The sequence below is a fragment of the Cohnella herbarum genome (assembly GCF_012849095.1).
Classification (GTDB): Bacteria; Bacillota; Bacilli; order Paenibacillales; family Paenibacillaceae; genus Cohnella; species Cohnella herbarum.
Genome location: NZ_CP051680.1, coordinates 6,235,397 through 6,249,169 on the forward strand (window position 1 = coordinate 6,235,397; position 13,773 = coordinate 6,249,169).

General features: G+C 52.1%; 3 protein-coding genes and 1 pseudogene. All 4 read left to right on the forward strand.

From position 1 onward, the window contains the following. Nucleotides 1–780 precede the first annotated feature (780 nt). The 4 genes and pseudogenes from HH215_RS26535 to HH215_RS26550 all read left to right on the forward strand — a co-directional run bounded on the left by HH215_RS26535 (nucleotide 781) and on the right by HH215_RS26550 (nucleotide 13,754). On the forward strand, nucleotides 781–9,210 hold the full coding sequence (locus HH215_RS26535) for an S-layer homology domain-containing protein (RefSeq protein ID WP_169282620.1): 8,430 nt from the start codon (nucleotides 781–783) through the stop codon (nucleotides 9,208–9,210). Nucleotides 9,211–9,778: 568 nt separating this feature from the next. Further along, the gene (locus tag HH215_RS26540; RefSeq protein ID WP_169282621.1) at nucleotides 9,779–11,395 is read left to right on the forward strand and encodes an ABC transporter substrate-binding protein; all 1,617 of its coding nucleotides are present in this window, start codon (nucleotides 9,779–9,781) and stop codon (nucleotides 11,393–11,395) included. Nucleotides 11,396–11,883: 488 nt separating this feature from the next. Further along, nucleotides 11,884–12,834: an ABC transporter permease gene (locus tag HH215_RS26545; RefSeq protein WP_169282622.1), complete on the forward strand. Its 951-nt coding sequence runs from the start codon at nucleotides 11,884–11,886 to the stop codon at nucleotides 12,832–12,834. 15 nt (nucleotides 12,835–12,849) lie between these two features. Continuing rightward, nucleotides 12,850–13,754, forward strand: a pseudogene (locus tag HH215_RS26550) (ABC transporter permease). Nucleotides 13,755–13,773 lie beyond the last annotated feature (19 nt).

The window sequence follows — 13,773 nt, forward strand, 5'->3', positions numbered from 1 at the left end:
AACCCAAATGAAAAATTTCGTGAGCTAAATTCAATTCTAGAATTTATACGACTGAGGCGATTATCACTTCGTAACAAATAGGAGAATCGAGACTAACTAACCAAATACATTATGACCTCAGCCGCGCCCCCAATAGGCGGTTTTTTCCTACACAAGCAGAATAACCCTTTTGAAAATCGTCGATGCCCAGAGCATTGGCGATTTTTTATTGAACGACAAGCTCCAGCGACTACTAAGTGTAAAAATGACATTTAGAAAGAGCGTATTTCTTTCAAACATAAATCTAGTTGTAGAAGTTACATCTAGTTCGGGCGGTATAACCGATCATGGAAGCCCATCAGCTATCTACTTGCACATTTTACACTTAGATAAGAAAGCTACCGAGCTTCGGAAAATTTAAGTGTACTTTTTACACGTAGTGACTAGGGGGAGGCATTGTAAATGCCCTACTTTACTCTAATAATGCGAATTGGACAATTATTGCACTGGAACGTGAGAGATTCCTGACGTTTTTCCCGGAAAATTGCCCGATAATGTCGGGAACGCTTCCCTTGTGACCGGGACAAGGGAGAGATTATGATGTGCTTGCAGAAGAGTCATCCATTCACAAGGAGTGACGAAATAAATACGTGCCTTTAGGAATGAAGAAGGCTATTACAGGTATTCCGGCGCAAGAAGACGGAAACCTTTTTAGTTTTAACTTGATCCGGAGCGCGTCAAGAAGGTAACTGGGTCTCTCGTTCATGAACTTAATTCGTAATCAGGAAGGTGAGAGTAAGTATGATGAAAAGAATCATGGCGTACGCGTTAGCCGCGAGCTTGTTGCTGGGAGCGATCGTTCCCGGAGGCGCACGGGCTAATGAAGCGGAGGGAACGACATCTTCAGCGCAGGAGATCGTCGAGCAAGCTTTGCTAGAGATGATAGACGAGGCAGCGAGCACAGCCGAAGCCGGGTCCGCGGAGGCCGAACCTGCGGAGAGCAATCCGCCGACGATCCCGTCTCCGACGATCGATCCGATGCCGGAGTATACGAATCAAAGCGTAGTGTCGATCCGGGGCATGGCGGTGCCTCTTTCGCAAGTTTCGGTTTTCCGTATACAGCCGGACGTACCTGAGCCATCGAATTTGGGGAGCACGACTGCTTCCGACACCGGGGTGTATGAGATCCCACTTAGTCTCGGCGAAGGAAAATTCGAATTGTATGCGACGGCTGAACGGAACGGGAGGACTAGCAGGAATTCCGACCCGGTGGCGTTCGAGATCGATTTGACTCCTCCGGCCGATGACATGGAAGTCGAGTGGAGCAATGTCGCTTACAACGAAATCCAATTGACGTGGCAGCCTCCTACGGTTCCCGATCCGGCAAATCCCGGACACTCCATACCCGATCCTGGCATTGATCGGTACCGATTGGAGAGAATGGACGGTACGTTGGTAACGGAGACGACGGAACTTCGGTACGTGGACCTCGGCTTGCCCGAGGAAAGTTATGTCAACTACAAGTTGTTCGCGATCGATAAAGCCGGCAACCAATCCGGGGGTTATGGGGTTCAAGCGTCGACGTTCCACCGGTACGCATCGATGATAGAGCCTGATGAGGGGGAGAGTATCGGAAGGCCGCTCATCAGCCGGGACGGAAAGACGATCGTCTATGAATCCAATCGGCAGGATAGGTACGGAATCGTTCTCTATACCATTGCCACTCGGTCCAAGACGTTCATTGAAATCGAGGGGGACAGCATCAACGGGCCGGGTCTAGCCATAAGCGGCGATGGCCGTTACGTCGTCTTCGAGAAAGCAACCGAAAACAATACGAAGGCTTCAGTCATTCGGTTCGATCGTGAAACGGGGAACTCGGAGCCAATCGTTACCGTGACAGGGGACAACGCGAGGTTGTTCAGCCTATCCATAAGTAACGACGGAAGCAAGCTCGTATTCGTCTCCTCGTCCGGAGATTTGACGCCGGGGGATACGAACGGCATCCAGGACGTGTTCATGGCTGATATGAACAAACCTTCCAACGAACGAATCAAGCGGTTAAGCGAAGGGCCGAATGGACAGAATGCGACGGCGTTAAGCCTTGAACCGGTCATAAGCGGAGACGGCAAATATGCGGCCTTCATATCGTCGGCTCCGGAGCTTTTTCCGGGCGGATCGGCTGAAGGCTCTTCTAAGCGCATGTTCCTGTATGACATCGTTGCAGGCAGTCTTTCCTATACTCCAATTAAGTACATCGAAGGAGAAGATGAATTCGAAATCATCGTCGATTTACTCAGCATGTCGTCCGACGGTAGATATATTGGGGTCAAAGGGAACAATCGGACAACGTTACTCGTTTACGATCGGCAGACGGCAACTCTTAAATTCGCATGGAAACCGGAGGGCAGCGGCAATCCTTACTTCGGGTCTCTGAGCGTGTCGGATGACGGTCGCTACCTCGGGGTCGATTACAGCATGCATCACACTCAAGTCCGTGATCCGTTCCTATCCGTGTTCGGAGGGGTTATCTGGGATACGGAAACAGGCAGTTTCCAGTACATTGGGAGGCTGAAGGGGGGGACGACCCAAGTCGGGCTCGGCGGCGATGGTAATCGGGCTGTATTCAAGAATGGAGAAGAGGAAATCTATACCGTATGCTTCGAAGAATGCAGCGACTCGCCCGTCGATCCGATCGTCTCCGCCAAGTGGTCTGTTCCGTCGAATGACAGGATTTTCGATCAATTGAAGCCGGGAACCGATATCGCGATCCAAGCGACCGGAAGCGCTGGCTTGACCGTCGAAGCGGTCGTCTCTTACCGGGAGGCGGCGGGTGATGGCTCGGAGGATCCTGTTGCGAAGGAAACGCGAATAGATTTGGCGGAAGGTTCGCCGCCCGGACTTTACGAGGGAGTATTTACCGTTGCGCAAGGAATAGCGAAGATCGATGCCATTAAGGTAATGCCGAAAACCGGTAGCTTCGCGGGGAAAACGGTAAGCGGACTTCCTGTGAAGGTAGCGGGCAAACTGATCGTCGATATCGTGACCGAACACGGTGATGTTCTGGGCGAGTCGGAAATGGTTTTAACCGGAGAAATGCAGACGGTCTCCATTCCGATGGCTTCAAACGTTTTGCATTATGAGGCATATGTACCTTCAGACACGTATGCACTTAAGATGAGAAGCAAAGCAAGCGATTTCCTGCTTGGAGGTCAGGATAATCTCGCGATTCATAATGGAACCGACACGTCCGTCGTAGTGACCCCTGTTCGTTCCGGCCTTAAGGTAGTTGTAAAGAAGGCGGGAAACGCAGGGCCGATCCAAGACGCGCTTGTTACATTTAAGAATAAGACCAGCGGTGCAATCATAGCGGAAGCGAGTACCGACAGCGAAGGCGTGGCCAATCTGACCGGAGAGCATCAGATCGACGAAGAGTTTACGGTTAGCGTGCGAGCTCCGGAAGGCATTCAGAATCCGCCGAATCGAACGGTTAAATTAAAGCTTGGCATGAACACGCTGAGTTACGAGCTATCCAAAACCGTTGACGCCATCAAGGACGTCACGATGAGTTTCGCCAAGCAGGTCGGCAAGGGCTCCGCGGAGCGTCCGGTCATCGACAGCGATTCGACGGTGAAGGTCCAAGCGACGCCGGGGTTGGAATTGAAGGCGAAGGTTGCGTATACGCAATGGTCGGACGACTCTCGGCAAGTTCCGGGAGAAAAGGTACTCGATCTGCTGGAAATCGCAGAAGGTCAATATGAAGGCCGGTTCCGCATTACCGAAGGAATAATGATGATCGATCGGATATTCGTACAGGTCGGAGGAAGTTGGCTGGTGAAGGGTTATCCCGTCGGAGCAACCGTCGCCAGCCGTCTGAGACTGAATTTCGACTTTCCGCAAGCCGGGGAGTGGATTTCGACCGTCAGCGGTGCCTCGATGCTTGTCGGTTACAGCGACAAATATTTCAATTACCATTGGGATTCTCAAATGCTCAAGACCGATTCCCGCACTTATCTATTCGACGTTCCATATGTACAAATTGCTCCGTACTCTTTGACCTTAAAGCCGGGAACCGGCCCTATCCTTCCGTTGCAATTGCAAGAGATGGCTCAGAACTATGGACAAACGCTGGATGTCGCCGTGTATCCGAAATATAAGATCTCTCTGAGCGGATCAGTGAAGGACGAACAAGGCGCGGGGATCGCGGCACTGTATACGCTATACGATGCAACCAAGGCAACCAATGCAATCGTCGCGAACGGATCCTCGGACGGGAACGGTTCCTTTTCCCTCTCGGTCGAATCGCTCGCTGGCGCCGAGTACAACTTGAAGATCGTACCGAAGGATCCTGCGTATTCCGTTGAAACGGTAAATGTCGTGGCGGATTCGCTAATCAAAGCTGCGGGCATCGTGCTGAAGAAAAAAGCTTTCGGCTCGTTGAGCGGCCGCGTCTACGGCACGGACGGTTTGCCGGTGGAGGGAGCGACCGTGACGGGGACGATGCTGCAGGAGGGAATCGGCAAAACGTATTCGACCGTCACGAATGCGAAAGGTGCGTACACCTTGCAACTGCCGGCGGGAACTATCGAAGCCAGGGCTTCGAGCGATGGCAACCGCGGCTTCTTATCTCCGGCCGTGTCCGTAGCTATTCCCGCCACCGGCGGCGAACAAGCGGATCTTCATCTGATGGACGACGCTAAGTTGGATCTGAAGCTGTACACGAAATCCCGGGGCAGCACATGGCAAGGGCCGGTAGATATCGACGGAACGACGGCGTATCATCTCGGCATCACTTCCTCCCACGCGTTGACCAAGTTCGGATCGCCGTTACATGTGCGGGCCGTGGCGGGAGATACCGTAAAAATATGCGTTAATGCGATTAAAGCTAATTTGCCGTCGGAGTGTAAGGAAGTCAAAATCGGGGCCAATAACGAAGCTTCGATGGAAATACGATTGGAGGATACCGGATCGATGGTGGAATTTGCCGTCGACAATCCGAATGGGGGGCAAATCTCCCCGATCAGTGTGATCGCCGTCAATCAGAGCGTCGGAGGAAGCCTATCAACCGGTTTTAACAACCAAATGAATATTAAGAACGTCTTGAGTTTGTATAATCCCGGAAATTATCGAATGACGATAACCGGCGCAAACAACAGTTCCGCGGTGATCGGGTTTACGTTAGCCGCCGGACAGAGGCTTGATCTCGGGAAGATTCCTTTGCAGTCCAACGGCAAGTTCACCGAGCGGCAATATAATAATCTGATCGCGACCAGTGACCTGTCTACTCCGAATGGACGTATCACCCTACGGGCGAATTACGCCAACCAAGGAATTCCGGCGGGTAGAGCGGATGGAGCAAAGCTGCTGATCGAACTGCCGAAGGAACTCGAAGCGATACCCGGGACGCTAATCGTGAACGGAATGGCCGAAGAGATGAAGCTGACGGACGGAATCGTCGAAGTGCCCCTTGGCAATGTGGCGACCGGGGGTCGGGGCAACGTTCAGATTCAAATGAAGGTGGACGGACGGGCTTCGGTGAAAAACGTGTGGACATCCGCGAAAATTCAATATACGGAGGGGGCAGGGAAGCGCGAGGAATACATCGGAATGTCCGTCGTCGAGCTCTTCCCGGTGACATTGCGCGCTCCGAGCAAAGTGTCCCAAAGTAAAATTCAGTTAAGCGGCAACGCCCCCGCAGGCGAGGAAGTAACGGTCTACGACGGCGATAAGGCGATCGGTCGGGCGGCCGTGTCGCCGGCCGGAACATGGAGCCTCCAAACCGAGCTTGTCGAGTCCGACTTAATTAAGCACCGCTTGCGGACGGAGACGACGCTGAATGGAGCCCGCGTATCCGGTCAAAGAGCCGTCATCGTCTATGATCCGAACGATCCGGGGCTAATAGAAGTTTCGATGCGCCAATTTAACGGCAGGGTACAAACGTTCTACCCGGAAAACGGAACGGCCGTGTTTCCTTATGTCGTTGTCCCGAACTACCCGTTCGTCTATTCGCTGAAATTTCGGGATCCGAATAGAGTTTACGACGTGAAGGTACGAATGGGCAGCTATGAAATAGACGTTCAACCTAAGGATGGCTTATATACGGGGGTGTTGTCGTTCCCCGATATTCTCGGACCGATCTGGGTGTCGTACGAGACGAAATCCCTGCCTGAAGATATATCCGAACCTATGCCTTCGGAAGAAGCCGTTCGGGATGAAATGCCGGACGAGTTTCGGAATTTTCAGCAGGGGTGGATCGCGATTGCCGGAGAGAAGACGCCTGACGGAAGAACGGTTCCCTCCGGCTCGGCGGAATTGGAAATAAAGCTGGAAGAGAACTTGTTCGCGGAAATCGGAATAACCCGTACGGAAGTCCAGAGCTATACGCCGAGTCCGCAAGATTTACAACGAGCCGAGCGGACCGGCCGCGACGTATACGGCGTTTCCGTCAGCCATTCCCGCGAAGAAGATCCGGCCTCGCTGACGTTAACGGCTTATTTTCCGCAAAGAGCTTCTACGCGATCGAAGGGAACGAACGCCCTGACCTCCGCTGCGGGAGCGGTAAAGGTCGTATTTTCTCTGAAGAATATATATAAGGGCTTGGATGGCGGAAAAAAAGCTTACGGCGCATGGAAAGCGTATAACAATGCGCTTAAGGGGCCTCTATTCGAACGGATCGATAAAAATATCGAGACCGCTAAAGCCATTTGCGATCCGCAAGCCGCAGCGTACTATACGGAGTTCGCCGAAGCGATCAAATTCGAAATGACGACGCACGAAATTGGCAAACTTTTGATGAAAGCCTCCGAAAAACTGATGGATCATTTGCCCCTCGGCAAGCTGTTATACTGGGGAGAAACGCAATGGGCGGGCAAAACGCTGGACGATATTTTGGAAGCGGACCTAAAAGAGCTTGAAGATCGGTTGAAACAATACAGTTGCAAATTAAAACCGTACAAGGAACCGGCTGCCGACCCCAAATATATTTGGGATCCAAGCGGATTCCTATACGAAGGCTATGAGGCGAACGTGCTGGAAGGGGTATCGGCGACGGCATTGAATTTGGATGTCGCAGCGAATGAATGGAAAGTCTGGGATGCCGAGTGGTACGGCCAGATCAATCCTCAAATTTCGAATTCGCAAGGCCGGTATGGATGGGACGTGCCGGAGGGGAAATGGAAGGTTCGATACGAGAAGGACGGTTACGAGACGGCTTACAGTGGCGATCTTGACGTGCCGCCGCCTCACTTCGACGTCAACATCCCGATGGTGAGCTACCTACCGCCTGCGGTTGATTATGTGAAAGCGGCTCCGGGAGGGACGAAGCTGGAGGTCGGATTCAGCAAGCCGATGTCGGGAGAATCGGTAGGGGACGGCTCCATTATTATGGATAGTGCGGGCGGAGTCGCAATACCGGGCACCGTACAATTGAAAGATCCCGTTACCGTTCCGGGCGGAAATACGTTATCGAAGGTACTCGTATTTAGGCCGGATCAGCCTGTAGCCGAAGGTCGGTACAAGGTTACGATTAGCGCGGAGCTGGCTAGCTATGCCGGAGTCCCTCTCGGTCAGGAAGCGAGTCGGGAGGTTGATGTTGTCGCGAAAGACGTCACGCCTCCGGCTAAAGTCGAGGAGTTGTCGGGCGGACTAACCGATACGACCGCATCGCTTGTTTGGGAGCAGCCGAGAGATCTGGATTTCAGTGTAACTAGAATTCATTGGAAGAAAGCGGGCGAAGCCGCGTACGGACATTCTGTTGATGTGGCCAAAGACAAATCATGGGTAACGATTACCGGTCTGGATTTCAAAGGCGGGTACGAATTCATGGCGTACGCCGTCGATGAATCCGGCAATGAATCTTCGGGTGTTCCATTAAGCTTGATTCCTGCGGCCAAAGTAGATCTAGCGCCTCCTTATTCGGTTCAAAACTTCAACGTAAAGCCATCGGGCGCAGGGAAGCTTGCCGCCGTTTGGTCCGACCCCGTAGCGGAAGATTTGGCGAAGCTACGGTTGACGTGGAAGCCGGAAGGCTCGGATACCGGCGAACAAACCGCGGATGTGGCGAAAGGCGTTAACAAATATGCGATCGAAGGCTTGAAGTCCGTTACGAAGTATAAGGTGGCGATCGTCGCGATCGACGCAAGCGGCAATGAATCGGCGATAACGAGCCAGATCGTAGAAACCTCCGCCGACAGCGTTACCAGTCCGGGCGGGGGCACGAATTCCGGCGGAGGCCCTTCCGGGAGCGGCACGAATAACGAGTCGTCCAAAGAGTGGAAGGTTGGAGCCGAAGGAGGAATTTTGGACGCTTTCGAGGGTCGATTTAAGCTCCACGCGGAGAAAGATACTTTCCTCGACGGAATGAAGTTGACGGTTGAGGAACTGCCAAATTCCGGTGTTGCTCTTCCGTCTGGTTATAGCTGGCATTCGTCCTCCTATTCGCTGACAAGCGATAAAGCGGAGCCGAAAAAACCGATGAAGCTTTCGCTATCCTTCGATCCCGCAACGGTCGACGCGAATGATGTCCGCCGATTAGGGATTTATAAGAAAGATTCCTCTAAGGGATGGAGCTATGTCGGAGGAATCATAGATTCGAAGCAGCATCGGGTTTCCGTTAACGTCAAGGAGTTGGGCGAGTACGCGATCTTGCTTTACAACCATCCGTTCTCGGATCTTTCAGAGCATTGGGCTCGCAAAGATATCGACGTTCTAGTCAGCCGCCATCTATTGAACGGCGTCACGGAGGAGCGGTTCGAGCCGAACCGGGCCGTTAGCAGGGCCGAGTTCGCGCGAATGGCCGTTCAATTGCTGCGGGCGCTTAGGGACGATGGAACTGCGAGCTCCGGAGCTACGGCCAAATCATTTGCCGATATACCCGCGGGAGCGTGGTATGAAGAAGCGGTTAACGAAGCTTCGGCGCTCGGACTGATCTACGGAGCGAACGGGCGATTCCGGCCGAACGATCCCGTCTCGCGGGAAGAAGCGGCGGTCATTCTCGCGCGCGCGTTAGGTTTCGATCCTACGAACGATATTAATACGGACAGCATTCTAGGTCAGTACAAAGACGGCTCGATCGTGTCCAAATGGGCGAGTAAATCCTCCGCGTACCTCATTCAAGCAGGAGTGCTGAACGGCTCGGGAGGGAAGTTACTGCCTGCAGCGCAGACAACGCGAGCCGAATCGGCTTCGCTCCTGCTCCGGGCGCTTAACTCCCGGGGACGGATTGTCGAGCCGTAAGTCCCGCAAGCGTGCGGAGATAAATAGGATTAGATGTCGGCACAAGCGGCTGGCAAAGGCGGGCACAGTCTCGCCGATTTGAAACTTTCTGTAACCCGGCGAATGCCGGGTTACTTTATTTGCGGAGTATAAGGATAAAGTTGTCTGTATTCATTCTTGTTATTTGAATGCCGCTAACGTAGCTCGCTACATGGCGATAATGCGATTTATCTATATGGAACGATTCATGCTTCATATCAACAACGTGCCAACTTAGTATATAGAATCAGAGGAAACCCGGAGCAGTACAGTTACTTACTATTGAAGGGTGACAATAAGCACATATCGGCCATTATCAAAGAGTCGCGAGCAATCACCTGGCAAGACAGAGGGAGGTGGTTTCGCGGCTCTTTTTCGTCATGCTCTTATGGGGAGTAGATCTATGTCGGAAAATCTATGTCGGAAAATGTTGACTTTTGTAGGATGCTGTATTAAGATGACATTAATTTATTAATCCGATAAATTAACTTGGTTTTATGAAAAAACGGAATCATGAATGCCTAATAGATTAACCAAACGGGGGATTACAATGAAGCTCAAGAAGATTAACGTACTCGTAACCGCATTGATATTATCGATCGCACTCGTTGCGTGCACCAAGGATAATTCGAACAATAAGGGAACGGAAGCTAGCGGGACGGCGAGCCCGAGTGCCGGAGCAAGCGCTAGTTCGCCCGCGGAGCAGAAAGAATATAAGAACGAATTGCATATCGCGCTTACGGCTCAACCGCCGACATTGGATTCCGCGGTAACCGTGTCGTCCGTCGCGTTGGATACGGCAGGCAATATTTTCGAACAACTCTACACGCTGAATGCCGCTTACGAGCCGGTACCCGTGCTAGCGGAATCGGTGGAAACGAGCGCTGACGGATTAACGTATACGTTCAAGCTTCGTCAAGGCGTCAAGTTCCATAACGGCAAAGAGATGACGTCCGAAGACGTCGTGGCATCGATGAACCGCTGGTTGGTAACATCCTCCCGCGCGAAGGTGCTGCTGACGAACGCGAAGTTCGAAGCCGTGGATACCTACTCCGTGAAGCTGACGATAGAGAAGCCGGCTTCCGACGTCTTGATTCTCATCGCTTCCCAAGCTCAGTTCCCTTCGATTATGCCGAAGGAGATCGTCGAGTCCGCACCGGCGGAAGGGGTTACCGAGTATATCGGAACGGGCCCGTACAAGTTCCAAGAATGGAAGCAAGATCAGTACATTCACTTGGTAAGGAACAACGATTACCAATCTTCGCAAGAGACGGCAAGCGGGTTCTACGGTAAGAAAGAGGCGCCTACGGAAAACCTGTTCTTCCATTTCGTAACGGATCACGCAACGCGGATCGCAGGCGTGAAAACCGGAGAGTACGATATTGCCGATGCCATTCCAATCGAGAACTACGACGAGCTTGCGGCCGACAAGAACCTCGAATTGCTTTCCTTCCCGGGAGGCGCGTTAACCGCATTCTTGAACACGAGCGAAGGTTTGTTGGCGGACGTCAAATACCGTCAAGCCATACTGGCGGCGCTGAACAACGAAGAGATCATGTTAGCTAGCTTCGCGAAGCCGGAGCTTTACTCCTTGGCGCCGGGATATTTGGGAGCGAACCAAGTGCAATGGGCGACGGATGCCGGCAAGGAATATTACAATCAAGCGGATCCGGAGAAAGCGAAGCAGTTGTTGAAAGAAGCCGGATATAAAGGCGAAGAAATCACGTTGCTTACGACGAAGGATTATGCGGAGATGTACGCCGCGACATTGGTTATCCAAGAGCAGCTTCGTCAAGTCGGATTTAACGTGAAGGTCGATAACTACGATTTCCCTACTTTCTTGGAAACGAAGAACGATCGCAGCAAATGGGATTTGTTCGTGGCGAGCACGGGATATCAGTTAACTCCGCCGCAACTGTTGGCCGTGAACCCGGATTGGGCGGGATTGAACGACGACAAAGTCAAAGCGGCGCTGGCTGCGATCCGCGGAGCTGCGACTCCGGAAGACGCGAAGAAGGAATGGGAAACTCTGCAAGGCTACTTGTATGAGATCGGCTCCTCCACCGTTATTGGACATTACAACGGCATCGTAGCCGTGAACAAAGCGGTCGAAAACTTCGAGTTGTTCGAAGCGCCGATCGTGTGGAACGCCAAAATCGCAAAATAATCGGCTTAGCGGAGGGTGTTATAAGTTACCTATGTAACTTAGCTAACGCCCTCTCGTTTATTTGCGGGCGCAGTCGAATGCACCTCCTTCTCAAAGACGGCGAAGTCGTTTAAGCTTGACCTATCGGATAGTTGCGTTTGTTCCAATCTAACGGAACTCACAGACGTTAATTTGCTAAAATAGGCACTTTTCAAAATCTAACGGAAGCTAGCGCACTTATTTCAGCATTTTTCAATGAAAACATGCCTCATGAGCATAAATAGAAGCGCCCAGTTCCGTTACAATTTCAAAACACCTGTTTTCGTCGAAATAACGTCCGTGGCTTCCGTAAGAAAGTAAATCTTGATTGTTTTACTGCAAAAGCTCTAAACGGGTGGAAAAAGCCAACTTCAACTCGGTCTCGAAGCAAGTTTAATGCGATTGCCAGGAGCCGAAACCGTCTAGGCTTGAACGATCGGCATTACAAAATAGTTAAATGAGGGGTTCTCGTGCTAGCGTACATCGCGAAAAGACTTTTGTCGCTAATTCCGGTATTGTTCGTCGTTACGGTCGCTATTTTCTTAATTATTCATATTACGCCCGGAGCTCCGGCGGCTACGATTCTCGGGATAGAGGCTTCTCAAGAAGAACTGGACGCGCTCAATAAGGAGCTCGGCTTAAACCGTCCGATATACGAGCAGTATTTGTCCTGGGTTTCCGATCTATTGAAGGGGGACTTGGGGCAATCCCTCTACATGCAACAGCCGGTAGGCCAAGCGATTGCCGAGCACATCGGGCCGACTCTCTCCTTAGCGATACTCGCTCAAGTCATAGCTCTTCTATTAGCCATCCCGTTCGGGATTATTGCTGCTTATAAGAGGGGCTCCGCGACGGATTATTCCCTAATGGGCGTGTCCTTGCTCGGAATGGCCGTTCCAAGCTTTCTGCTCGGTTTATTTCTTATGCTCTTCGTAGGCGTTAAGCTCCAATGGCTACCGGTTGCCGGCTACGAACCGCTGAGTAGCGGGTTATGGGAGCATCTGAAGTATTTGATTCTTCCGGGCATTTCCTTGGGGGCGATCCAGGCCGCGTTGATAACGCGAATGACCCGGTCCTCGATGCTGGAAGTGCTAAATTTGAATTATATCAAAACGGCCCGGTCCAGAGGGTTGAGCGAAACGAAGGTGCTGCTGAAACACGCTTTCCGCAACGCTTTCCTACCTATTCTTACGGTAATCGGACAGACGTTCGGCGTTCTCGTCACGGGAGCGGTCGTCGTGGAATCGATCTTTAATATTCCCGGATTGGGGCAATTAATCTTGAATTCGATCACGAGAAGAGACTTCGCCGTTATCCAAGGCGTCGTTCTCAGCGTTACAGTGATCTACGTCGGATTGAATCTGCTCATCGATCTGCTATACGGCATCGTCGATCCGCGCGTTCGGTTGGACCGCAAATAGGGAGGGGGAATCCACATGATTACGCTTCGGGATAAAGAAAACATAGCTCAGATCAGCGATAGATTAAAGAAAGAGCAACGAGCGTTACGCTATCGCCGCTTGAAATCCAATTACGGGCTGCTCATCGGCGCGTCCATTATGATCGCATTGGTTCTGATCGCCATCATCGGTCCGTTATTCACCCCCTATGGTCCGTACGGAATGAAGGTTATGGATCGGTTATTGCCCCCAGCGGGAGCCATTGGTTAGGGACGGACGAGTTCGGCCGCGACCTGTTAACCCGAATTATTTACGGCGCGAGGGTGTCCATCAGCGTCGGACTTATCGTAGCGTTGCTATCTTCTTTGCTCGGCTTGATCATCGGGGTTTACGCGACGTATTACAGAGTGCTGGACCATATCCTGATGCGGATTTGCGACGGCTTGATCGCCATTCCCGGCATATTGCTTGCGATCGCTCTCATGGCCGCTCTTGGCGCATCCGCATTTAACGTTATCGTCGCGCTAACGGTCGTATTCACCCCGAATATCGCGCGGGTGGTGCGATCGACGGCGCTTGTCGTTCGCGAGCAAACGTATATCGAAGCGATGCATGCCCAAGGAGCAAGTCATTCGCGTATTATATGGCTGCATATCGTGCCGAACACGTTATCGCCGTTGCTCGTACAAGCGACCTTCGTGTTTGCCGAGGCGATTATTTCGGAAGCGGCGTTAAGCTTCTTGGGCGCAGGCATTCCGGCGCCGGAAGCGAGCTGGGGGAATATCTTGCAAGCGGGCAAGCTGGTGATCTATAAAGCGTGGTGGATGGTCGTGTTTCCGGGCGTCGCGATTATCTTGTCCGTGCTCAGCTTGAACTTATTCGGCGACGGATTGCGGGACTATCTGGATCCTCGCGTGAAAGCGAAACGGAAGAAGTCATGATATCCAATGAGACGGAGGT